Raw genomic sequence first — 22312 nt, 5'->3', positions numbered from 1 at the left:
GGGAGGAATGAAATGCCTGAGAAACTGCATCACTCGATCGACAACGGCCTGCCAAAGGAGAGCGCATCCTTCTCCGGCGGCACGCTGGTCTGCGCCTGCACCAGCAAGCCGGTGAAGGTTAAGGTGAAGGGCCAGATCGCCCACAACCACGCCTGCGGCTGCACCAAATGCTGGAAGCCCGACGGCGCGATATTCTCCGTGGTTGCGGTGGCCGGCACGGGCGACGTCACGGTCACCGAGAATGGTGACAAGCTCAAAGTGGTCGACCCCTCTGCGCTGATCCAGCGCCATGCCTGCACCGGCTGCGGCGTCCACATGCATGGGCCGGTCGAGCGCGACCATCCGTTCAAGGGCCTGTCCTTCATCCATCCCGAGCGCTTCGAGGAGGACGGCTGGTCGCCTCCGGGCTTCACCGCCTTCGTCTCGTCGATCATCGAATCCGGAGTTGATCCCAAGCGTATGGACGGCATCCGGGCCCGGCTGAAGACAATCGGGCTGGAGCCTTATGACTGCCTCAATCCGGGCCTGATGGATTACGTCGCCACTTGGACGGCCAAGAAGTCCGGCGCGCTGCCCGCCTGACAACTGTGACATTTCAGGTATGGGGCCGGATGCGTTTCCGGCCCCTGCTTGTTTCTGGAGAGACGATGCCCGCACCCGCCATCTACGTCGACGCCGATGCCTGCCCGGTCAAGGCCGAGGTCGAAAAGGTCGCCGGACGCCATGGCGTCATCGTCACTTACGTTTCCAATGGCGGGCTGCGTCCCTCCCGCGACCCGATGATCCGCAATGTCGTGGTGTCCAAGGGCGCCGACGCCGCCGACGACTGGATCGTCGAGAACGCGAAGCCTAACGACATCGTGGTGACGGCGGACATTCCGCTTGCCGCCCGCACGGTGGCGCTCGGCGCGCATGTGCTGGGACCGACCGGGCGGCCCTTCACACCGGAAACGATCGGCATGGCGGTAGCGATGCGGGACCTCAAGCAGCATCTGCGCGAAACCGGCGAAAGCAAGGGCTACAATGCCGCCTTCGCGCCGCAGGACCGCTCGCGGTTCCTCGGCGAACTCGACCGTATCTTGCGGCGCGCGCTGAAATCCGCCACACCGGACTAGCAACAAAGCGCCATCCAGGTGGAGACCGCCATGGCCGCCGAAACCCCGATCGAGAAACCCATGCAGCGCCACATGCTGTTTGCGGTATCGGCGTGTCTCGGTGCGTTTGCGCTGCTTGTGGCGTTGCTGCTGCACGCCCCGCTCGCCTATTCGATCGGCGCCAACGCATTTTTCGCCGCTTACGTCATTCTTGTCGTTAGCCAGATGCCCAAACTCACCGGCAAGTATCTCAGCAAGAATGCACGCGCCACCGATCAGCCGGTGCTGGTCATCTTCGCGGTGACGCTCGTTGTCGTCGGCTTTGCCGTTGTCTCCTTGTTCCTGCTGATCAATCGGAAAGATGGGGATCACCCGATCCAACTCGGCTTCGCGCTGCTGTCGATCCCGCTCGGCTGGTTCACCATCCATGCCATGGCGGCGCTCCACTATGCCCATGTCTACTGGATGGACGGCGATGCGGTCGACGCCGAAACCAAGAAGAAAATCCCGGTCGGCGGCCTGCTGTTTCCGGGCGACAAACGCCCCGAGGGTTGGGACTTCCTCTATTTCTCGACCGTCATCGGCATGACGGCACAGACGGCCGACACAAACATCTCGACGACGCATATGCGTTGTGTCGTGCTTGTCCACTCGGTCCTGTCGTTCTTCTTCAACACCGTCATCGTCGCCGCGGCCGTCAATCTCGCCGTCAGCCTGGGCGGTCCGTAATAAATCCGTGATCGGATGAAACATCGGTTTGGATCGCGACGTATCAGGAGGACAATGAACACGTAGACCAAGCCGAAGGGCCGGGAGACCAGACAAGATGGAATCGGTTGCCAGAAGCCAATCCGAAATTGGACCGGGTGTCCCCGCTTCAAAAGAGAAAACCTTGATCTACCGGCAGTCGCGCTGGACGCGGCTGACACACTGGCTCTGGGCCATCTCATTGTTTTTCATGCTGCTGTCCGGCCTGCAGATTTTCAATGCCCGGCCGCAGCTCTACATCGGCAAGCAATCCGGCTTCGACTACAGCAACACCATTTTCGCCATAGGCGCCGAAAACACCAATGCCGGTCCGCGCGGTTACACCGAAATCTTCGGGCACCGCTTCGACACGACAGGCGTCCTCGGTTGGTCGGGCCCTGCCGGTAACGAGACGGCGCGCGGTTTCCCATCCTGGGCGACGATCCCCTCCTATTATGACCTCGGCACAGCCCGCGTGATCCATTTCTTCTTTGCCTGGATCCTGACCACGACTTTGCTGGTCTGGCTGGTCGCCAGCCTGATCAACGGCCACATTCGCCGCGATCTGGCGCCGCGCCTGGATGACCTCAAACGCTTGCCACAGGACATCGCCAATCACGCCAGGCTCAAATTCCACCACGCGCGCGAATACAACACACTGCAGAAAATGGCCTATGGCGGCGTGCTGTTCGTGCTCTTGCCGCTGATGATCATCACTGGCCTGGCCATGTCGCCGAGCATGGATTCGGTGCTGCCCTTCCTCAACGATCTGCTCGGCGGGCGGCAGACGGCGCGCACTATTCATTTCACCGTCATGGTTCTGCTGGTTGCCTTCTTCATCATTCACATCCTGATGATTCTGGCCGCCGGCCCGATCAATGAGCTGCGTTCAATCATCACCGGCTGGTACCGCACCGATCCTCCCGCGCCTGACAACAACACACCCGAGAGGAGTGCCTGACATGGCAAAATTTGAGATCAGCCGCCGGAAATTCCTCACCGCCGCCAGCCTCGGCGCTTCCGGCATCATGCTGTCGGGTTGCGACGCCTTCGACAGCCAGCTCAGCATCGGCAGCGGCCTGCGCAGTTTCCTCGAAAACGCCAATGGCCTCACTCACAGGGCACAACGGTTGCTCGGCGGCGGCAATTCGCTGGCGCCGGAATTCACCGAAGCCGATATCCGTCAGCCAATGCGGCCGAACGGCGTCACCGCGCCGGATGACGACGCATACAAGGCCCTGCTCGCCAACAACTTCGCCGATTGGCGCCTGGAGGTGTCGGGCCTCGTCGAAAAGCCGCTGTCGCTCACCCGCGAGCAGCTCATGAACATGCCGAGCCGCACCCAGATCACCCGCCATGACTGCGTCGAGGGCTGGAGCTGCATCGCCAAATGGACGGGCACGCCGCTGTCGCTGCTTCTTGACCAGGCGGTGGTCAAGCCGCAGGCGCGCTATGTCATGTTCCACTGCCTCGACACGATCGACCGCAGCCTGTCGGGCGACATCAAATATTACGGGACGATCGACCTGATCGATGCCCGCCATCCCCAGACGATCCTTGCCTATGGCCTGAACGGCAAGCCGCTGCCGGTCGAGAACGGCGCGCCGCTGCGCGTCCGTGTCGAGCGCCAGCTCGGCTACAAGATGCCGAAATATCTCTACAAGATCGAACTGGTCGACGGCTTTGCCAATATTGGCGGCGGCCGCGGCGGCTATTGGGAGGACAACGGCTACGACTGGTACGGCGGGATTTGATGGCCGTCCGCATAGAGGCCGAGCACGATCTGTCGCCCATCGAGTTGAGTTCGCTCGAGGAGCGTCTCCATCGCGACAACCGGCGTATGACGGACCGCGACGACGACCGGGAACTGGCCTTTGTCATCCGTGATGATGCGGGACACGCGATCGGAGTAGCCGCCGGCTATTCCTGGGCGGGCACGTGCGAGCTCACATTGATGTGGATTGACGAGGCTCACCGAGCCCGCGGCCACGCAAGGCGATTGCTCGACGCTTTTGTCGCCGAGGCGGCCGATCGCGGCGTCAAGAAGATCTGGGTCGCCAGCCACGACTTCCAGGCACCAGGCCTGTATGAAAAGGCCGGCTTCGAGCGCATGGCCGAACTGGCGGGATGGCCCGAAGGCCATTCCAACATCATCCTTTGTAAAACGGTAGCGGCGGCCGGCGCGGCTTAGGCAACCTTGTCGAGCAACGGCTTCAGCGCCGGATGGATTTCCGGCGAGGCATGCTTGATCAAAGTCAGCAGTGCACGCTCATTCTCGTACAGAGGCCGGTTCACCCCGATATGTCCGACCAGCCAGCCGGCTTCACCGGCATCGATCGTCTCGGCGCGTCGGGCCAGCGCCTCGGTGGCCCTGTTCTTCGCCTCCCACTCGGTCTCTATGTCGTCAGGTGACCGATAGGCCTCGATAATGCCGGCAAGACCACCGGAGACCATGCGGCTGAAGAAACCGCCGATTTCCGGACCCGCGTGATCGAGGAAGGTTTCGTGGCGCAGCGCCACCTCGCGGGTGGGCGCCTCGTAACCGGCCGAGCACATGACGAAATTGGCGATCGCCTTGACGAACAAGTCGTTCCAGGACGGATCGTTGTTGGCTTGGGCTGTCCGCTCGTTGATCCTGAACAGCACCTCGGCCTCGGCCCGGGTGATGGCGATGTTGCCATCGCCGCCATGGGCATGGAGGATACGGCGAAGAAGCTCGACTTCCGTTTTGGCGATCAGTCCGGGCACCAGCACACCGCCGATCATCAGCGGCCCCTTGCCGTCGACGACCGCGTGGGCGACTTGCTCCAGCGCGTAGACGCAAAGCCGGCTCGGCGATGATTTCGCCTCTTCCAGCACGTGGACCAGCAATTCGAGTTCGGTCCGGCTGTCGACCATGCCGTCGCGCGAAATCGTGCGGACCAGCCAATCGGCATTTTCCTGCGAAATATAGCCCGAGGGCTTTTCCTGGTGGACGATGTAGCCGGTGACCGCCTCGACGAAGAACGGTGCCCATTCCGCGCATTTGTCTCGCGCCGTCTGATCGAGCGCGAACAAGGCCTCGGCTTCGCCCCGGGTCACCACGCCGTCTGCGAACACGTCGCGGCGCAGCATCACGACATCCTCCGCAGCAATCCGGTTCTTCGACGTCAGCCCCGCCACCGGAGCGCTCATGATCAATTCGCCCATCTGTCGTCCCCGTCCGCCCAACGCGTCACATCGGCCTGCTATATCAGGAGTGTCTTGAAAAACCGCCAAATGGCGTGGTTAGCGAAGACTTGTGAGATCAATGTCGACCAAAAGTGTGCAGCGGTTTTGGGAGAACGACATGCATCAACAAAGATCTAAAGCGCGGGACGCGCTTAGATGTCGCTGGGAGGTGACAAGGTGTCGCCGACGGGCTATGGATGGCGCGTCGAGGGCTCAGGGTTTGAGTCCTACCTGTTTGCGGGAGAGAGCAGCGAGAGCTGCCGCCGAAGGGGAAATCGCCCGAAATCTCTCAGGCAAAAGAACCGTAGACGGGAAAGACACTCTGGAAAGTCGGGGCTTGCCCCCGCGCCGAAGGTGTAAGCGCCGCTGACAGAGTTCCGGCTGCGCGAGTCTCTCAGGCTTCAGACAGAGGGGCACGGACTGGTCGCCATCAGCGACCGATTGCGTGCGACTCTGGAGACGACATGACGGGCGACGACAAACACCTTCCCCTCGAAGACATCCATACAGCCGCCGGTGCGCGCTTCGGCGCCTTTGCCGGCTGGTCGATGCCGTTGACCTATCCGGCCGGCGTCATGAAGGAGCATCTTCACACCCGCGAACATGTGGGGCTGTTCGACATCTCGCATATGAAGCTGTTCGAGGTCGGCGGGCCGGAAGCGGCTGCGCTGTTGAGCCGCGCTTGCCCGCTAGACGCCGGCACGCTCGAAATCTCGCAATCCAAGCTGACCTTCTTCCTCAATGAAGCAGCCGGCATTCTGGACGACCTCATCGTGACCAGGCTCGGAGAAGAGCGTTTCATGGTCGTCGCCAATGCCGGCAACGCCATCGCCGATGAAAAGCATCTGCGCGCGCTGGCGGCTGATTTCGATGTGCAGGTCGAGCCGCTCGACCGTGTCTTCCTGGCCATCCAGGGCCCTGAAGCATGGGCCGCCCTTTCCCGCGCAGGCATCGAGACCGGCTCGCTGCTGTTCATGCACGGCGTCGAGCCACGGAAAAACTGGTTCATGAGCCGGTCGGGCTATACCGGCGAGGACGGTTTCGAGATCGGCCTGCCGGAGGCGGACGCACGGGACCTGGTCGCCAAACTGCTCGAGGACGAGCGCGTGCTCTGGATCGGCCTTGCCGCGCGCGACAGCCTTCGGCTCGAAGCCGGCCTCTGCCTGCACGGCCAGGACATCACGCCGGAGACCGACCCGGCCGCGGCGGCGCTGATGTGGGCAATCCCAAGGGATACCAGGGCTTCCGGCGCCTTTATCGGTGCCGACGCCTTGCGCGCCGCCGTGGAGCGGGGCCCGGCGCAAAAGCGCGTTGGGTTGAAGCCCGAAGGCCGCCAGCCGGTACGCGCGGGCGCGGCGCTATTCGACGCCGACGGCAACCCGGTCGGCCATGTCACCTCGGGCGGCTTCGGCCCGTCCGCCGGCCATCCCGTGGCCATGGGCTATGTCACCACATCGTTGGCAAAGACGGGAACGCGAGTTTTCGCCGATGTGCGCGGCACGAAGATCCCAGTCGAAATCAGTTCCCTGCCCTTCACCCCTCATCGCTACCGCAAAGGATGAATTCCATGGCAACAACCTATTTCACATCAGACCACGAATGGCTCCGCGTCGAAGGCGGCACCGCTACCGTCGGCATCACCGATTATGCGCAGGAGCAGCTCGGCGACCTCGTCTTCGTGGAACTGCCGGAAACGGGAAAGAAGCTCGCCAAGGGCGATACCGCCGTCGTGGTCGAATCCGTCAAGGCGGCCTCCGACGTCTACGCGCCGGTCGACGGTGAAGTCACCGAGGCCAACGGCACGCTGTCTTCCGACCCATCACTGGTCAATTCGGCGGCGACCGGCGCCGGCTGGCTGTGGAAGATGAAGCTCGCCAACGAAAGCCAGCTCGCCAGCCTCATGGATGAGGCCGCCTACAAAGCCCATATCGCCTGACATCAGGAACTTGTTGACATGACCGCTGCCCCCTACCCGTTCTCGGCCCGCCACATCGGACCCGGCCTTGCCGACGTTCGAGCCATGCTCACCGTCATCGGTGTTCCCTCGGTGGAGACGCTGATCAGTCAGGCCGTGCCGAGATCGATCCGCCTCGACCAGCCGCTGGGCCTGCCAGCGCCAGCCAGCGAAGCCGAAGCGCTTGCCGAATTGTCCGCGACCATGGCGAAGAACAAAGTGCTGAAGAGCTTCATCGGCGCCGGTTACCACGGCGTCCATGTGCCGCCGGTCATCCAGCGCAATCTGTTCGAGAATCCGGCCTGGTACACCGCCTACACGCCTTACCAGGCCGAGATCAGCCAGGGCCGGCTCGAAATGCTGTTCAACTTCCAGACGCTGGTCACGGAACTGACCGGCCTGCCGGTGGCATCGGCCTCACTGCTCGACGAGGCAACAGCGGTCGCCGAAGCGGTCGGCATTGCGCTGCGCCACCATCGCGACAAGCGCACCAAGGTGGCGCTCGCCGGCAGGCCGCACCCGCAGACACTGGACGTGGTGCGCACCCGCGCCGAGCCGCTCGGCATCGAGATCGACGGCGAGGAGATCGACGACAATACCGCAGCCCTTCTCGTCTCCTGGCCTGACACCTTTGGCGTCTATGGCGACCATAAGGTCGCGATCTCCAAGGCTCGCGCTGCCGGCGCGCTGGTGGTTTTCATCGCCGATCCGCTTGGGCTGACGCTGACCGACGCGCCGGCAAAGCTCGGCGCCGACATTGCGGTCGGCCCGATGCAGCGCTTTGGCGTGCCGATGGGTTTTGGCGGCCCGCACGCCGCCTATTGCGCCGTCTCCGACAAGCTGACGCGGCTGATGCCCGGTCGCCTGGTCGGCCAGTCGACCGACAGCAAGGGCCGGCCGGGCTACCGCCTCGCCTTGCAGACGCGCGAACAGCATATCCGCCGCGACAAGGCGACCTCCAACATCTGCACCGCGCAGGCGCTGCTTGCCAATATGGCGACCGCCTACGCCATCTGGCATGGTCCGGCCGGCTTGCAGGCGATCGCCGGGCGCATCCACGCGCTGGCCAACCGCCTGGCAAGCGGCCTCGAGGCCGCGGGTGTATCGGTGCTCGGCTCCAGCCGTTTCGACACGGTGACGGTGGAGACCAAAGGCAAGGCCGCCCAGATCGCCGCCGCCGCCGAAAAGACCCACCGGCTGCTGCGTGTGCTCGACGCCGACCATGTGGGCATCAGTTTCGACGAAACCTCGACCGATGCCGATCTCGAGGTGATCGCGGCCCTGTTCGACGCCAAGGCTGCTTCGTCCGCCGACAGCACGGTGCCCGGCAAGCCGCGCGGCAACGAGTTTTTGACCCAGCCGGTCTTCCACGAGAACAAGTCGGAAACCGAGATGATGCGCTTCCTGCGCCGGCTGGCCGACAAGGACCTGGCGCTCGACCGCGCCATGATCCCGCTGGGCTCCTGCACCATGAAGCTCAACGCCGCGGCGGAGATGATGCCGGTGAGCTGGCCGGAAATCGCCAACCTGCATCCCTTCGCGCCGGCAGCGCATTCGGCCGGCTACCGCGCCATGATCGGCGAGCTGGAAGGCTGGCTGGCGGAGATCACCGGCTTCGACGCCGTGACCTTGCAGCCCAACGCCGGCAGCCAGGGCGAATATGCCGGGCTGCTGGCCATCCGCGCCTATCACCGCTCGCGCGGTGAGGGTCATCGCACCGTCTGTCTGATCCCCTCTTCCGCGCATGGCACCAATCCGGCGAGTGCCGCGATGGCCGGCATGAGCGTCGTCGTCGTGCGCTGCCTGGAAGACGGCAACATCGACATGGACGATATGCGCGCCAAGGCCAATGAGCATTCCAGGAATCTCGCGGCGCTGATGTTCACCTATCCCTCCACGCATGGCGTCTACGAGGAAGGCGCGCGCCACCTCTGCGCGCTCATCCATGAGCATGGCGGCCAGGTCTATTTCGACGGCGCCAACCTCAACGCGCTGGTCGGACTTGCCCGTCCCGGCGACATTGGCGCCGACGTCTGCCACATGAACCTGCACAAGACCTTCTGCATCCCGCATGGCGGCGGCGGACCGGGCGTCGGTCCGATCGGCGTCAGGGCGCATCTGAAACCCTACCTGCCCGGCCATGTCAGCGAAGGCTCGGCGCATGCCGTGGCCGCCGCCCCGTTCGGCAGCGCTTCCATCCTGCCGATCACCTGGATGTACATCCGCATGATGGGCGCTTCCGGCCTCAAGCAGGCGACCGAGGCGGCGATCGTTTCGGCCAACTACGTGGCGACGCGGCTCGCCCCGCACTTCCCGCTGCTTTACAAGGGCAGGAGCGGTCGTGTCGCCCATGAATGCATCCTCGATACCCGCGTGCTCAAGGAGAGCGCCGGCATCAGTGTCGAGGACATCGCCAAGCGCCTGATCGACTATGGTTTCCACGCGCCGACCATGTCGTTCCCGGTCGCCGGCACGTTGATGGTCGAGCCTACCGAGTCCGAGCCCAAGCGCGAACTCGACCGTTTCTGCGAGGCCATGATCGCCATAGCCGGCGAAGCGGCGAAAGTGGCCAAAGGCGAATGGCCCTTGGCCGACAATCCGCTGGTCAACGCACCGCATACGTCAGCCGAGGCGCTGGCCGGTCAATGGACCCACCCTTACTCGCGCCTGGAGGCGGCCTATCCCGCCGGCGACGCCGACTCAGCGGCAAAGTACTGGCCGCCGGTATCGCGCATCGACAATGTCGCGGGAGACCGCAACCTGGTCTGCTCCTGCCCGCCGCTGTCTGACTATCTGGGCGCGGCCGAATAGCTACGCGGAGCGCAAGGCCGGCTTGACCGGGTCGGCCTTGCCCGTTCTTTTGCGGCTGATGACGCAATTTCGCCCCGCGCGCTTGGCGGCATAGAGCGTGGAGTCTGCCCTGGCCAGCACCTCGTCGAGGGTGTTGCCGTCGGCCTCGCCGAACCCGATCCCGCCGCTGACCGTGCTGCGCAAGGGGCCGAGCGGCGTGGGCACGACTTCCGTGCCGAAAGCGACACCGATCTTGCTGGCAAGATCATAGGCGCGCTCTTCCGTCATGCGCGACATGACGATCGCGAACTCCTCGCCGCCCAGGCGAAAGGCGTCGACCCCGGTCCTGGCATATTTCCTGATGACGGCACCGAAACGGCACAGGACCTGATCCCCGACGGGGTGTCCATAGATGTCGTTCGTCCGTTTGAAGTGATCGAGATCAAACATGACGATCGCCATGAACGGGCCGAAGGTGCGCTCGCCATAAAGCGACGTAAGGCCCCGGCGGTTCATCAGCCCGGTCAACGGATCGGTCATGGTCTCGGCCTTCAGCTCGATCTGCGCCTGCAAATGATGGAGCGAAAGCGTCAACGCGCCGAGGCCGGTCATACAGGCCACCGCCACGACAGAGTTTAGGCGTTCGGCCCAATTGTCGGGCGCGACACCGAGCGTCCATTGCCCTTTGGCCATCAGAACCACGCCGCAAAGGGCAAACGACAGCGCACAGGTGCCGCTCAGGAATGAAACCACCAGCAGGATGCGGCGATCATGACTGCCATTGATCCAGAACATGGCCCCGATCGTCGAGAGCAGAACGGTAACCGTCGCGTAGGTGATCACGAAACCGATACCGTCAAGGCCGATGAAGGTCACGGCCGCACAGACGGCCATGGCTGCAAATGTCGGAGCAATCACACGCCTGTGGTCCGGCACACCGAGATATTGCATGGCCGAAATGCAGATGATCAGAAAACCCAGGCTGAGCAGCGCCAGCGCGATCTGGCAAAGCAGCGGATCGGGCTCCCTGGTATAGCGCCAAAACAGGATCACATGCGCGACGAGCACGAGAATGCCGCATGCCACCGTCAGCACGAATCCGGCCCGCGGCGCGGTCGCCCAGATCGCGAACATGGTGACGCTGAGACAGATGCCCGACAGCGCGGCTGCGAGCAGGAGCGAACTGAAATCCAGCATATCGGGCGGGGGCCTCTCGAGCGTCGGCGGTTGCGCCGCATTCTAGGTCAGCGGCAGCCCTCGGACATGGTTTTCAGGCGATCTCTCGACCCAACCTGCGGATAGGGTTTACAAAGCGTCGATGTCACCTGTGCCGAAACCGCACCCCTGGCCGGCGCGAGGATCAACCGGCATCAGCCCTTGTTGAGCAAGGCAAGGTTGGCGTCGACAACGGTGGGATCGGCCATGCCGGCCTTCGCTTCCAGCAGCAGTGCCCTGGCCTTCGTCTTGTTGCCGCGCAACAATTGCGAATAGCCCATATTGTTGACGATCCGCGGTTTGCGGCCGGCGACTTTCAAAAGCTGGCCATACGCGCGGTCGGCGAAGTCGAAGCGGCCGAGTTCGTCATAGGAAGCGGCAAGCCCCATCCAGGCCTCCGCATTGTCGGCCTTCAATTCGACAGCCTTGCGGAAATGCTGTTCGGCAAGACCATAATTGGCGTCGCGAAACTGTGCCTTGCCTTCCGCCAGGTCGGATGTGTCGACATCTTTGGCAGTCGGCTGGATGGCGGTTGTCTTGGTCGTGTCGACGTTGGTGTTCGTCGTGCACCCGGTGATCATCAGGACGGTTGCCATCGTGGCCACCGCCGCAAATTTTATCTGACGCATGCCCTGCCCCGTCGCCCGATTTGCCGGGTCGTTCTTCAGGGAAAGACACTACAGCACAGCGATTAAGCTTCGGTGCCGAAATGCGGCTAACTTTTAGTGTCCTGAATACCAGCCATTAACCACGGGTCGCGACGCCTCGATACCGCAGGTTCTTACGGCTGGATGGCCCTGAGCTTGCCCGGAACCGGATAGCGGCTGCCGTCATAGCGCAGCCGGTAGGTTCGGTTCACAGGCTTGCCGGGATGAGACTGGCACTCGCCATCCTTGTCGGGGGACGGCTCGTCGGTATCCGTCCGTTCGACCGCGGTGATGTCGCGATAGCCGTAATGTCTCGCCGCACCCATCGCCAGGCTGACCCGACTGGAATGAAAGGATCCCGCGCAATTGGTATCGCCTTCGCCACCATTACCGGCAACGACAAGACCATCGAGCACCATGCGCAGTGCATCGCCGGCGACGGCATAGAGCCGCAGGTCGGTTTCGCTGAAGGGATCGGCCTGCGAATGATTGGCCATCTCGATACGCAGGCCAAAGGCGGTGACACCGGGCGCCAACCCATAGCGGCCGGTATCGAATTCGATCTTGCGGATAGCGATGGCATCGTCGGTTATCAGCCCGGGCTGGAGCAAGCGCTGGCGCACTTGCTTGCTGTTCCTGTCGACGACCAGAAGCTCGATATCGCCAACATGCCCGTCGTCCCTGGATTGGGCGCTGTCGGTCAGCGGCACCGCGACCAGCAGCAGATCGTCATGGGCGGGCCAGATCTTGCAGATCAGGCGGAATGGCGAATCGCTGTCCTGAGGCGCCAAGGCGATGCTGGTGTGGGGCTCGAGCGTGAATGAGGCACCATCGGCGCTCTTGAGAGCCTTCGGATAGGCCTGCTGCACCAACGCGGCGGCATCGCCGCAATCGCCAGCCGCGGCCTGGGCGGGTGACAAGCCCGCCGCGGCGAGGCCCAGCAACAGGGTGGGCAACAGTATTCGCATGGACTTCTCGCTGATTACGGACGTTACAGGTCCCGATTGCGTGCATCTCGCGCGAATCGGTCGCGACCGGCGCGCTTTAGTGACCCGTCATTTTGACGATGATGGGAATGACGGCGATCATCAGCACCACCGGCAGGATGCAGACCACGACCGGCACGGACATCTTTGCCGGCAAGGCGTGCGCCTTCTCCTCGGCCAGCGACATGCGCTTGTGGCGCATTTCATCTGAAAACACCCTGAGCGCGCCCGACAGGCTGGTGCCGAGTTCCTTCGACTGCTGCAGGAGCGTGGCGAAGGAGCGCACCTCGTCCAGGCTGAGGCGATCGGCGAGCGCCTTCAGCGCGTCGTCGAGGCTGCGTCCCGCCCGAAGCTCCAGCGACACGAGCTGCAAATTCTGGCTGAGCGACGGATAGGTCTTGGCGAGTTCTTTCGAAACGCGCTCGACGCCCGCTTCCATGCTCATGCCGGCATCGGAGCAGACGATCATCAGGTCCATGAAATCGGGGAAGCCGTTGCGGTATTCGCGCATCTTTTCCCGAACCTTCTGGGTCAGCACCAGACCCGGCAAGAAATAGCCGGCAGCGCCCGACAGGATGATGAAGGTCCACCGGCTGGTCATGGTAGCGTCCGGGCTGGCCATCCACCGGTTGAGCACGAAGACGGCGAACGTCGTGCCGATCATTGCCGTGAACCGGATGAGGAAGAACATGCCGACGGCGCGCGGCTCCATGTAACCGGCCTGGATGAGCTTCAAACGCAGGCGGGCGACATTTTCCGGGTCGCTCTTGGCGTAGAATTCCTGCGCCCTCTTCACCGCCTTCTCGCGCACGACGCCGCTATTCTTCTTCTGCACCGGTTCGGGCTTGGCCGCCACCGGACCGTGGTCGACCTTGAGCCGGCGCTTAACTTCATTGCGGTCACCCTTCGCCGCCACCATCGGCCAGGCGACCGCGGCGACTCCGACGAGCAGCAAGAGGACCGCAACCGGCATCAGCGAGGCCGGCGCGAGCGAGGCGAGGAATTCGATGACGCTCTGCATGTCAGAACCTGAAGTTCGACATCTTGAACATGATCAGATTGCCCAGCATCAGCCAGGTAACCGAGCCGCCGATCATGTACCACGTCTTCGGCACGCCCCAGACATCGCTGTAATATCCCGGCATCATGGCCATGATGGCGGTGAACAGCAGCGCCGGCACGGCAGTCAAAATGTAGGCCGACAAGCGACCTTCCGTCGAAATCGCGCGCACCTTGCGGCGCAGCTTGCCGCGTTCGCGGATCGTCGTCGACAACCCATCGAGGATTTCGCGCAGATTGCCGCCCGAACTGGTCTGGATCGACACGGCGGTGACGAACAACGGCAGGTCCTCGTGGCCGACCCGGTCGAAAAGCGAGTTCAGCGCCGAGACCAGGTCGGAACCATAGGTGACTTCGTCGGCAATGACGCCGAATTCCGTACCGATCGGATCGGGCATCTCGCGCGACACCATGGCAATCGCCACCGGAACCGGATGACCTGCCTTGAGGCCCCGCGTGATCAGTTCCAGCGCCTCCGGCAACTGCATGCCGAAACGTTTCAGCCGGCGCTTGCGCATGGAGCGCATCGCCATGACCGGCAGCAGCGGCACCAGCACGACGAACAGAATGAGCCCCATCAACAGCGGCAAGCCGCGCGAGATGGCGAACAGAGTCATGGCCATCGCCACGCCGCAGGTGATCATCAGGAATTTCGAGAGTGGCATCACCATGCCCGACTGCGTGCGCAAGGCACGGAACCGGTCCGGCGAGAACAGCGACGTTCCCGCGTCGAGACCGCGCTCCTTGCGCAGTTGGATCAGCACCTGCTCCTGGCTGATCTTGTTTTCCTGAAGTTTCATGCGCCGGTTGATGGCGGTGCGCTTGTCGCTGCGGCCGGCATAGAGCAGGTAGACCGCCTCGGCGACCATGATGCCGGTCAGTGCGGCCCCGGCATAGACGACATAGATCGCGCTGAACCCGTCGAACACCCCGGCTACTCCTGCGGCCGGCCGGGTTCGAAATAGCGTCCCGGAAAGTCGATGCCCATGGCGCGCAGGTCCTCGAGGAAGCGCGGCCGGATCCCGGTTGCCTCGAAGTAGCCGAGAATGCTGCCGTCGGCATCCATGCCGGTGCGCACGAAGCGGAAGATTTCCTGCATCTGGATGACATCACCCTCCATGCCGGTCACCTCGGCGACGCTCGTCACCTTGCGCTTGCCGTCGGAAAGCCGGGTCAATTGGACGATGATGTCGATGGCGCTGGCGATCTGGCTGCGGATCGACTGCACCGTCATCGGCATGCCGGTCATGCCCAGCATCTGCTCGAGGCGTGAAATGGCATCGCGAGGCGTGTTGGCATGGATGGTCGCCATCGACCCTTCATGGCCGGTGTTCATCGCCTGAAGCATGTCGAATGCCTCCTCGCCGCGGCACTCGCCGAGGATGACGCGGTCGGGACGCATGCGCAGCGCGTTCTTGACCAGGTCGCGCTGTTTGAGCTCGCCATGGCCTTCGATGTTGGCCGGGCGCGTTTCCATGCGCGCGACGTGCGGCTGCTGCAATTGAAGCTCCGCCGCGTCCTCGATGGTGATCAGCCGCTCGTCTTCCGGAATGAAGGCCGACAGCGCGTTGAGCATCGTCGTCTTGCCTGTGCCGGTGCCACCCGAAATGATCGTCGTCTTGCGGGCATGCACGGCCGCGGCCAGCACTTCGGCCATGTTCTGCGTGATGGCGCCGAATTCGACCAGCCTGTGCAGGCCAAGCTTGTTCTTGGAGAACTTGCGGATCGACACCAGCGGACCGTCGACGGCCACCGGGCGGATAGCTGCGTTGAAGCGCGAGCCGTCCAGCATGCGTGCGTCGACCATCGGCTGCGATTCGTCGACGCGGCGGCCGACGGCGGCCACGATCTTGTTGACGATTCTGAGCAGATGCGCCTCGTCCTTGAACGGGATGTGGACCTGCTGCAGCTTGCCTTTCTTTTCGACGAAACAGTTCTGGTGGCCGTTGATCAGGATATCGTTGATGTCGGGGTCCTTGAGCAACGGCTCGAGCGGGCCGAGGCCGACCATCTCGTCGACGATATCGTCGACCAGCGCGTCGAGTTCGGCGGTATTGATCGCCATCCGCTCCTGGCGGGTTTTTTCCGATACGAAATCATGCACTTGCCGGCGCATCTCGTCCTTGGGCAAGCGCTCCAGCGCGACGAGGTTGATCTCCTCGAGCAGCATCCGATGGATGCGCACCCGGGCATCGAGCACCTTGTTGGCATTCTTTGCCGGTGCCGCTTCCGGTTTCGCCGGCAAAGCCTTTCGGCTGGTCGGGATAACGACGGCATGATGCGCGACCGGTGTCGATTCCGCCGGTCGCTGCGGGCGGGCGTCGCGATTCTGCAGGGTGGAAAAACGGCTGGTCATCCAGCTTTCCTTTTCAACAGGCCCCTGCCGAAACCGAATAGCGACTTCGACTTGCTCGCGGTCGCCACCGACTCTTCCGGAAGGATGATCTTCTTCAGGTCGTTGACGACATTGGCGTTGGGATCGATCTCGTGCAGCGGCACGCCGCGGTCGACCGCCTCGCGCACCAGCCGGTAGTTGTTGGCGATGCCGCCGACAAAATGCTCGCCAAGGATTTCCTGGACATCCGCCTGCTTGATGCCGTTGTCGAACATCTTCTGCTCGAAACGGTTGACGATCACGTTCGGCTTCACTTCCTTGCCGGCGGTCTCATAGACGGCCTGGATCAGCCGCTGCGTATGGCGCAGGCACGGCACCGTCATTTCAGCAACGATGTAGAGCTTGTTGGAACCGAGCAGCACCGTTTCCGTCCACGGAAACCAGGTGCGCGGCATGTCGATGACGACATTGTCGAAATAGGCCGAGACGAGGTCCAGCATGCGCACCACGACATCGGTCTTGAACGAGCGCATTTCGGCCGGATGGGTCGGCGCCGCCAGCACGCAAAGTCCGCTGGCGTGCTTGGACAGCATCACATCGAGCAGCTGCCGGTCGAGGCGCTCGGGTTGGTTCTCGATTTCGGTGATGTCGAAACGCGGCTCCAGATCGAGATATTCGGCGCAGGCACCTTGCTGGAAATTGAGGTCGACCACACAGGTCGAGGCGCCGCGCGTCACCGAATGATGCAGCTGGAACGCGGTCTGCAGCGCCAGTGTCGTGGTGCCGACGCCGCCGGCGGCGGGCATGAAGGTGTAGATTTGCGACTCGGTGTTTTCCTCGCGGCCGGGTCCCTGCAACGCTCGCACGACCGAACGCACGAGGTCGGCCGTGGTGATCGGCTTGACCAGGAAGTCGGCGACCTTGAGTTGGACCAGGATGCGGACAGCGGCGGCGTTGAACTCCTGCGTGACCACGACCACCGGTGCCTTGCCCTCGAGCCGGCGCATCACACGTTGCAGTGACTCGATTTCTTCCAGCTTCGCCGCATCCATGTCGACGATAACGACGCCGAACTCGGCCTCCTGAACCTCGCCGCGCAGTTCGGTGACGTTCTTCTCGACCGTCATGAGCTGGATGATCTCGGAGGCGGCAAAGGCCGTCTTCGTGTCCTGCGCGAAGGTCCGGTCTGTCGATACGAGCAGGATCTTCTTGGTGCTGTTTGCCATTCTCGCCGCCTGTGAGGTCGATCGCCGTCTGGATCAGTTGCCGGTGGTCGTTTGCGCTGCCTTGGCACCGGCCGCCTGGTCGGGCGTGGCGGCCCCGGCATCGCCACGCTTGGCAGGCACGAGAAGCCTCGTGTTCTGGACGCCGTACTTCCACGGGTCAACCATCTGCATGACGGTGTTGGCGGCCTGCGCCTCACCGGCGGCTGTCGTCACGCCTTCGCTGCGCACATAGTCGTCGCTGGTACAGCCGCTTGCCAAACCGGCAAGAAGCAGTGCGATGCTCGATCTCAGGACCAGACGCATGGCTTCAGTCCTTCGGCAGGTCGAGGAAATGGCCGACTTTGGTCGCGGAAGCGCCCCGCGCAGCGCTGCCGTCAGCCAGCGCCAGCGCACGGTTGGTGTCCGGCGCCTTCACTTCCTCGGTGTTGTTGAGGAAATAGTCGACATTGCTGGCGGGCTGTGTGCCATCGGTCGGCTCAGCCATTTTCTTCGACGGATCGACCGGCTTGACCAGATAGGGCGTGACGATGATGACCAGGTCGGTCTCGCGCCGCTGATAGGATTTCGACGAGAACAGCGACCCCAGCACCGGCATCTTGCCGAGACCGGGTATGCGAGACGTGATGATGTCGTTCTGGGACTGCAGCAGCCCGGCGATCATGAAGCTCTGGCCGTTCTTCAGGTCGACCGAAGTCTTGGCGCGGCGCACGATGAACCCCGGCACCGAAATGTTGCCGATATTGTACGATGCCGACGCATCGATCGAGGAGACTTCCGGCGCGATGTCGAGGCTGACCAATCCGTCCTTCAGCACGGTCGGCGTAAAGTCCAGGCTGACGCCGTAGTTCTTGTAGCTGACGGAGATATTGCCATTGTCTTCGGAAACCGGGATGGGAAATTCGCCGCCGGCGAGAAAGCTCGCCGTTTCGCCGGAGCGAGCAATCAGGTTCGGTTCGGCCAACCTTCGGGCAAGGCCGCGCTCCTCCAGCGCCTTGATGGCGATATCGATCGAGACGCCATTGGACAGCAGCCGGCCGATGATCTCGCCGGTGCCGGCCGCCGGGACCGGGCCTGGATTGATCGAGACGTCGCGACCGCCGAAGCCGTAAGCGAAATTGGCGCTGTATTTCGCGCCCAGATCCTGCCCGGCCTGGCGATTGATCTCGACGAAGCGGACATTGAGCTGGACCTGCTGCGACGAGGAGATATTGACCGAATTGATCACCTCCTCGTTGCCGGAGAAGCGGGTGGCGATCTTGTTTGCCTTTTCGGCGGCGACCGCGTCATCCGCCTCGCCCGAAAGCACCACGCGGCCATTGGCCGAGCCGACCTTGATCTTGGCGTCCGGCACGCTGGCGCGGATGGTGCTCGCCAATTGGTCGGTGTCGAGCGTCACTTCGATGTCGATGGTGCCGACGAGCTGCTTGTTCTCGTCGAACAGCGCAATGCCGGTGGTGCCGAGATTGTTGCCCAGCACATAGAAGGATTTGTCGGTCAGCGGATTGACGTTGGCGATCTCCGGATCGCCGATGACGATCTGGTAGAAGGCCGCGCTCGTCATGATCGTCTTGGGCTTGCCCTTGGCGACCTTGATCGACGCATTCCTGGTCGACGAGACATGGACGATGTCGTTGTCCGCGTTGGCCGCGCCGACGAAGGCGAGCATGCCGCTCGCGGCCAGTGAAGCCGCCATCGCCAAGGCGCGCACCAAACGCAACCGATCCGTCATTCGATATAGGGTATGCATCGCCATTATCCCGTCCCGCCCGGTCCCCACCGGTCTTTACTTCTGATCCCGCGAAGGAACCTTGTATTCCTCGGCCTGCGTGCCGCGTGTCACGATGACCGTCTTGAACTTCGGCTTCTCCGGCTCCTTTGCGACGGCATCGAACAGGGAGCCGGCCGCCGCCTGGGCCTTGGAAGCCACAGATCCGCCGAAGGAAGAGATGGTGGTGACGCCGTTCTTGCCGTCGCCGCCTTCGCTGGCGGAGCGCAGCGAAAGCGACAGCGTGCCGACGGTGCGGGCCAGCGCCACTTTCTGCGCGCCGTCGCTCGTCACCTCGATGGTCACGGAATTGGCCACCTGCGGCGTCGTCTGGCGCTCGTCGGCGCCCTGCCCGACGCTCAGCACCTTGGCGTCGGCAACGACGATTTCCGAGGTGATGGTCGAACCGGCCGCGCCTTGCGCGTTCTTGGCGACTTCCTGGATTTCGCCGGCATCGCGGGTCAGCACGACATCGACCCGGTCGCCCGGCGTGACGAAGCCGCCGACGCCGGCGATCTCGTCGGTGCGGATGGTGACCGCCCGCATTCCGGGCGTCAGCATATTGGACAGCGTCGCGCGGCCGTTCGGTCCGGACAGCTTGGTGAGCAGCACCGGCTCGTTGACCTCGATCGGCGACAGCACGACCCGGCCACCTTCGCCGAGCAACCCGTCGATGGTCGCAAAGGCGCCCTGCGGCAGGGAATCCTGCGGCCACGGGATTTCGCTGAGTTTGGTGCGATCGAGCTCCATGCCATAACGCAATGGCGCGGTCGCCACCACGATCGTCTTGAATTCGATCCTGGGTGAGGCCGGAGCGGCGATCGAGGCCGTCTTTTCCTGGGCATCGGCCTGGGCCTGGCTCTTGACCCAGAAATCCGCGGCAAAGATCGAGATCGCGCCGAAAACGGCGGCGATGCCGATCATCGTTATGGCCTTGCCCCTCACACCTAAACCCCTGACGCCCGCAGTTTCTTGTTATGTTGGGCTCACGCTAGTCGGCATTGTTAAAGAATCAGGAATCTTGTGCGGTGGCATTCGACCTATTTCCGCCCGCTTGGTTATCGAATGGTTTTAGGGTAAGAGGGGTTAAATCCCCGAACGTAACAGGAACCTCCGTCGCTTGGCGCCGAAAAGCGTGGCAGTATCGACGGGTGATTCGCAGCACCGGACCCTTATGGTTGGCATGGACGACAACAACGATCTCTTCGGCAACATCGACAAGCAGCCGCAGCCGGTTCGCGCGCCGGCGCGCCCAGCGGATCCGCTGGTGCAAGCGGCCGCCAGGCGCCCGGCCGCGGCCAAGGATGGCAGCGAGGGTTACAGCGCCGCCGACATCGAGGTGCTCGAAGGCCTGGAGCCGGTGCGCCGCCGGCCTGGCATGTATATCGGCGGTACCGACGACAAGGCGATGCACCATTTGTTCGCCGAGGTCATCGACAATTCGATGGACGAAGCGGTTGCCGGCCACGCCACCTTCATCGATGTCGAGCTTTCGGCCGACGGCTATCTCACCGTCACCGACAATGGCCGCGGCATCCCGGTCGATCCGCATCCGAAATTCAAGAAGCCGGCGCTCGAAGTGATCATGACGACGCTGCATTCGGGCGGCAAGTTCGATTCCAAGGTCTACGAGACCTCCGGTGGCCTGCACGGCGTCGGCGTTTCCGTCGTCAACGCCCTGTCGGACCATCTCGAGGTCGAAGTCGCGCGCGGCCGCCAGCTTTATCGCCAACGGTTTTCACGCGGCATTCCGGTAAGCGGTCTGGAGCACCTCGGCGAGGTGCACAACCGCCGCGGCACCAGGACGCGTTTCCATCCCGACGAGCAGATCTTCGGCAAGGGTGCGGCCTTCGAGCCGGCACGGCTCTACCGCATGACGCGCTCCAAGGCCTATCTATTCGGCGGCGTCGAAATCCGCTGGACCTGCGATCCTTCCCTCATCAAGGAAAAGGATCAGACGCCGGCCAAGGCGGAATTCCATTTTCCCGGCGGCCTCAAGGATTATCTGAAAGCGTCGCTAGGCGACGAATTCCAGGTGACGCGCGAAATCTTCGCCGGCAAGAGCGACAGGCAAGGCGGCCATGGTTCGCTCGAGTGGGCGGTGACCTGGTTCGGCGGCGACGGCTTCATCAATTCCTACTGCAACACCATTCCGACCGGTGAAGGCGGCACGCACGAGGCCGGCTTCCGCAATGTCCTGACGCGCGGCCTGCGGGCCTATGCCGACCTCGTCGGCAACAAGCGCGCCTCGATCGTCACGTCGGAAGACGTCATGATCTCGGCCGCCGGCATGCTGTCGGTGTTCATCCGCGAGCCGGAATTCGTCGGCCAGACCAAGGACAGGCTGGCGACGATCGAAGCGATACGCATCGTCGAGACCGCGATACGCGACCCGTTCGACCATTGGCTGGCAGACAATCCGCAAGAAGCCTCGAAACTGCTCGACTGGGTGATCGCGCGCGCTGACGAACGGGTGCGCCGCCGCCAGGAAAAAGAGGTGTCGCGCAAGAGTGCGGTGCGCAAGCTGCGCTTGCCGGGCAAGCTCGCCGACTGCACGCAGAACGCGGCGGCAGGTGCCGAACTCTTCATCGTCGAAGGCGATTCCGCCGGCGGCTCCGCCAAGCAAGCGCGCGACCGTGCCAGCCAGGCCGTCTTGCCGCTGCGCGGAAAAATCCTCAACGTCGCCAGCGCCGGCAATGACAAGCTGGCCGCCAACCAGCAGATATCGGACCTGATCCAGGCGCTTGGCTGCGGCACGCGGTCAAAGTATCGCGACGAGGATTTGCGCTACGACCGCGTGATCATCATGACCGACGCCGACGTCGACGGCGCCCACATCGCTTCGCTGCTGATCACCTTTTTCTACCAAGAGATGCCGGCGCTGGTACGCGGCGGCCATCTTTATCTGGCCGTGCCGCCGCTTTACTCGATCAGGCAAGGCGGCAAGGTCGCCTATGCCCGCGACGATGCGCACAAGGACGAGCTTCTGCGCACCGAATTCACCGGGCGCGGCAAGGTCGAGCTCGGCCGCTTCAAGGGCCTGGGCGAAATGATGGCCTCGCAGCTCAAGGAGACCACCATGGACCCGAGGAAGCGCACGTTGCTCAGGGTCGATGTGATCGACGCCGAGGCGGCGACCAAGGATGCGGTCGATGCACTGATGGGCACCAAGCCCGAAGCCCGTTTCCGCTTCATCCAGGAACGCGCCGAATTCGCCGAGACGGAAGTGCTGGATATCTAGCCGCTGGCGAGTTTAGCTTGCGTCCCTGACATGGAGACCGGCT

21 protein-coding genes and 1 riboswitch are annotated in these 22312 nt (G+C 63.2%); of the genes, 10 read left to right on the top strand and 11 right to left on the bottom strand.

The annotated features are described in order from the left end of the window. Positions 1–12: 12 nt before the first annotated feature. The 6 genes from gfa to EN850_RS19300 all read left to right on the top strand — a co-directional run bounded on the left by gfa (position 13) and on the right by EN850_RS19300 (position 4032). Positions 13–582, top strand: coding sequence for an S-(hydroxymethyl)glutathione synthase (gene gfa, locus EN850_RS19325; RefSeq protein ID WP_136092039.1), 570 nt, complete (start codon positions 13–15; stop codon positions 580–582). Positions 583–647: 65 nt separating this feature from the next. Then, positions 648–1115, top strand: coding sequence for a YaiI/YqxD family protein (locus tag EN850_RS19320; RefSeq protein ID WP_135928615.1), 468 nt, complete (start codon positions 648–650; stop codon positions 1113–1115). A gap of 30 nt (positions 1116–1145) precedes the next feature. Further along, the gene (locus tag EN850_RS19315) at positions 1146–1823 is read left to right on the top strand and encodes a DUF1345 domain-containing protein (RefSeq protein WP_136092038.1); all 678 of its coding nucleotides are present in this window, start codon (positions 1146–1148) and stop codon (positions 1821–1823) included. Positions 1824–1920: 97 nt separating this feature from the next. Then, entirely contained in the window at positions 1921–2802 is an 882-nt protein-coding gene (locus EN850_RS19310) for a cytochrome b/b6 domain-containing protein (protein ID WP_136092037.1), read from the top strand. 1 nt (position 2803) lies between these two features. Further along, a complete protein-coding gene (locus EN850_RS19305; RefSeq protein ID WP_135915793.1) occupies positions 2804–3595 on the top strand; it encodes a molybdopterin-binding protein in 792 nt (263 codons plus the stop codon). Further along, positions 3595–4032 carry a GNAT family N-acetyltransferase gene (locus tag EN850_RS19300; protein ID WP_189591173.1) on the top strand — a complete coding sequence of 146 codons (438 nt, stop codon included), beginning with the start codon at positions 3595–3597 and terminating at the stop codon, positions 4030–4032. Before EN850_RS19305 ends, EN850_RS19300 begins: the two co-directional genes overlap by 1 nt. Here EN850_RS19300 and EN850_RS19295 read toward each other — a convergent pair. Beyond that, positions 4029–5030: a hypothetical protein gene (locus EN850_RS19295; RefSeq protein ID WP_136092036.1), complete on the bottom strand. Its 1002-nt coding sequence runs from the start codon at positions 5028–5030 to the stop codon at positions 4029–4031. The genes EN850_RS19300 and EN850_RS19295 overlap by 4 nt on opposite strands. A 249-nt stretch (positions 5031–5279) precedes the next feature. Next, positions 5280–5366: riboswitch (glycine riboswitch) on the top strand. 149 nt (positions 5367–5515) lie between these two features. On the opposite strand from EN850_RS19295, the gene gcvT reads away from it, so the two are divergent. The 3 genes from gcvT to gcvP are packed head-to-tail and all read left to right on the top strand — an operon-like array spanning position 5516 to position 9816. Beyond that, positions 5516–6613 (top strand): glycine cleavage system aminomethyltransferase GcvT, encoded by a 1098-nt coding sequence (gene gcvT / locus EN850_RS19290; RefSeq protein ID WP_136092035.1) that lies wholly within the window; start codon positions 5516–5518, stop codon positions 6611–6613. Between the two features lie 5 nt (positions 6614–6618). Then, complete coding sequence (gene gcvH / locus EN850_RS19285; protein WP_135915790.1) at positions 6619–6987, top strand: glycine cleavage system protein GcvH; 369 nt, start codon at positions 6619–6621, stop codon at positions 6985–6987. Positions 6988–7005: 18 nt separating this feature from the next. Further along, positions 7006–9816 carry an aminomethyl-transferring glycine dehydrogenase gene (gcvP, locus tag EN850_RS19280; protein ID WP_136092034.1) on the top strand — a complete coding sequence of 937 codons (2811 nt, stop codon included), beginning with the start codon at positions 7006–7008 and terminating at the stop codon, positions 9814–9816. Here the strand turns inward: gcvP and EN850_RS19275 are convergent, their stop codons facing one another. From EN850_RS19275 to cpaB, 10 genes are all read right to left on the bottom strand, one after another. Next, positions 9817–10992, bottom strand: coding sequence for a GGDEF domain-containing protein (locus tag EN850_RS19275; RefSeq protein WP_136092033.1), 1176 nt, complete (start codon positions 10990–10992; stop codon positions 9817–9819). 173 nt (positions 10993–11165) lie between these two features. After that, the gene (locus tag EN850_RS19270; protein WP_127279842.1) at positions 11166–11639 is read right to left on the bottom strand and encodes a hypothetical protein; all 474 of its coding nucleotides are present in this window, start codon (positions 11637–11639) and stop codon (positions 11166–11168) included. 152 nt (positions 11640–11791) lie between these two features. Continuing rightward, positions 11792–12625: a hypothetical protein gene (locus EN850_RS19265; RefSeq protein ID WP_189591171.1), complete on the bottom strand. Its 834-nt coding sequence runs from the start codon at positions 12623–12625 to the stop codon at positions 11792–11794. Between the two features lie 76 nt (positions 12626–12701). After that, complete coding sequence (locus EN850_RS19260) at positions 12702–13664, bottom strand: type II secretion system F family protein (protein WP_127279841.1); 963 nt, start codon at positions 13662–13664, stop codon at positions 12702–12704. 1 nt (position 13665) lies between these two features. Continuing rightward, positions 13666–14631 carry a type II secretion system F family protein gene (locus EN850_RS19255; protein ID WP_127279840.1) on the bottom strand — a complete coding sequence of 322 codons (966 nt, stop codon included), beginning with the start codon at positions 14629–14631 and terminating at the stop codon, positions 13666–13668. Positions 14632–14636: 5 nt separating this feature from the next. Continuing rightward, the gene (locus EN850_RS19250) at positions 14637–16058 is read right to left on the bottom strand and encodes a CpaF family protein (protein ID WP_127872618.1); all 1422 of its coding nucleotides are present in this window, start codon (positions 16056–16058) and stop codon (positions 14637–14639) included. Next, positions 16055–17263: a response regulator gene (locus EN850_RS19245; RefSeq protein ID WP_127280813.1), complete on the bottom strand. Its 1209-nt coding sequence runs from the start codon at positions 17261–17263 to the stop codon at positions 16055–16057. The genes EN850_RS19250 and EN850_RS19245 overlap by 4 nt, the downstream gene beginning before the upstream one ends. Positions 17264–17296: 33 nt before the next feature. Then, positions 17297–17566, bottom strand: a complete 270-nt coding sequence (locus tag EN850_RS19240) for a hypothetical protein (RefSeq protein ID WP_127280814.1) — start codon at positions 17564–17566, stop codon at positions 17297–17299. 4 nt (positions 17567–17570) lie between these two features. After that, positions 17571–18956: a type II and III secretion system protein family protein gene (locus EN850_RS19235; RefSeq protein ID WP_245512062.1), complete on the bottom strand. Its 1386-nt coding sequence runs from the start codon at positions 18954–18956 to the stop codon at positions 17571–17573. A gap of 90 nt (positions 18957–19046) precedes the next feature. Beyond that, the gene (gene cpaB, locus EN850_RS19230) at positions 19047–19952 is read right to left on the bottom strand and encodes a Flp pilus assembly protein CpaB (protein WP_127872724.1); all 906 of its coding nucleotides are present in this window, start codon (positions 19950–19952) and stop codon (positions 19047–19049) included. A gap of 259 nt (positions 19953–20211) precedes the next feature. Here cpaB and parE point away from each other — a divergent pair, with 259 nt between their 5' ends. Next, the gene (gene parE, locus EN850_RS19225) at positions 20212–22269 is read left to right on the top strand and encodes a DNA topoisomerase IV subunit B (protein WP_127872620.1); all 2058 of its coding nucleotides are present in this window, start codon (positions 20212–20214) and stop codon (positions 22267–22269) included. Positions 22270–22312 lie beyond the last annotated feature (43 nt).

This window comes from Mesorhizobium sp. M8A.F.Ca.ET.207.01.1.1, from assembly GCF_004794715.1.
GTDB lineage: Bacteria > Pseudomonadota > Alphaproteobacteria > Rhizobiales > Rhizobiaceae > Mesorhizobium.
The sequence above is the reverse complement of the archived record's forward strand: the minus strand, read 5'-3'. Positions and strand labels throughout refer to the sequence as shown.

Bases quoted from the DNA above. Each gene is read 5' to 3' on its own strand.
- gfa (WP_136092039.1), top strand. From the start codon at position 13: ATGCCTGAGAAACTGCATCACTCGATCGACAACGGCCTGCCAAAGGAG.
- EN850_RS19320 (WP_135928615.1), top strand. From the start codon at position 648: ATGCCCGCACCCGCCATCTACGTCGACGCCGATGCCTGCCCGGTCAAG.
- EN850_RS19315 (WP_136092038.1), top strand. From the start codon at position 1,146: ATGGCCGCCGAAACCCCGATCGAGAAACCCATGCAGCGCCACATGCTG.
- EN850_RS19310 (WP_136092037.1), top strand. From the start codon at position 1,921: ATGGAATCGGTTGCCAGAAGCCAATCCGAAATTGGACCGGGTGTCCCC.
- EN850_RS19305 (WP_135915793.1), top strand. From the start codon at position 2,804: ATGGCAAAATTTGAGATCAGCCGCCGGAAATTCCTCACCGCCGCCAGC.
- EN850_RS19300 (WP_189591173.1), top strand. From the start codon at position 3,595: ATGGCCGTCCGCATAGAGGCCGAGCACGATCTGTCGCCCATCGAGTTG.
- EN850_RS19295 (WP_136092036.1), bottom strand. From the start codon at position 5,030: ATGGGCGAATTGATCATGAGCGCTCCGGTGGCGGGGCTGACGTCGAAG.
- gcvT (WP_136092035.1), top strand. From the start codon at position 5,516: ATGACGGGCGACGACAAACACCTTCCCCTCGAAGACATCCATACAGCC.
- gcvH (WP_135915790.1), top strand. From the start codon at position 6,619: ATGGCAACAACCTATTTCACATCAGACCACGAATGGCTCCGCGTCGAA.
- gcvP (WP_136092034.1), top strand. From the start codon at position 7,006: ATGACCGCTGCCCCCTACCCGTTCTCGGCCCGCCACATCGGACCCGGC.
- EN850_RS19275 (WP_136092033.1), bottom strand. From the start codon at position 10,992: ATGCTGGATTTCAGTTCGCTCCTGCTCGCAGCCGCGCTGTCGGGCATC.
- EN850_RS19270 (WP_127279842.1), bottom strand. From the start codon at position 11,639: ATGCGTCAGATAAAATTTGCGGCGGTGGCCACGATGGCAACCGTCCTG.
- EN850_RS19265 (WP_189591171.1), bottom strand. From the start codon at position 12,625: ATGCGAATACTGTTGCCCACCCTGTTGCTGGGCCTCGCCGCGGCGGGC.
- EN850_RS19260 (WP_127279841.1), bottom strand. From the start codon at position 13,664: ATGCAGAGCGTCATCGAATTCCTCGCCTCGCTCGCGCCGGCCTCGCTG.
- EN850_RS19250 (WP_127872618.1), bottom strand. From the start codon at position 16,058: ATGACCAGCCGTTTTTCCACCCTGCAGAATCGCGACGCCCGCCCGCAG.
- EN850_RS19245 (WP_127280813.1), bottom strand. From the start codon at position 17,263: ATGGCAAACAGCACCAAGAAGATCCTGCTCGTATCGACAGACCGGACC.
- EN850_RS19240 (WP_127280814.1), bottom strand. From the start codon at position 17,566: ATGCGTCTGGTCCTGAGATCGAGCATCGCACTGCTTCTTGCCGGTTTG.
- EN850_RS19235 (WP_245512062.1), bottom strand. From the start codon at position 18,956: ATGGCGGCTTCACTGGCCGCGAGCGGCATGCTCGCCTTCGTCGGCGCG.
- cpaB (WP_127872724.1), bottom strand. From the start codon at position 19,952: ATGATCGGCATCGCCGCCGTTTTCGGCGCGATCTCGATCTTTGCCGCG.
- parE (WP_127872620.1), top strand. From the start codon at position 20,212: ATGGACGACAACAACGATCTCTTCGGCAACATCGACAAGCAGCCGCAG.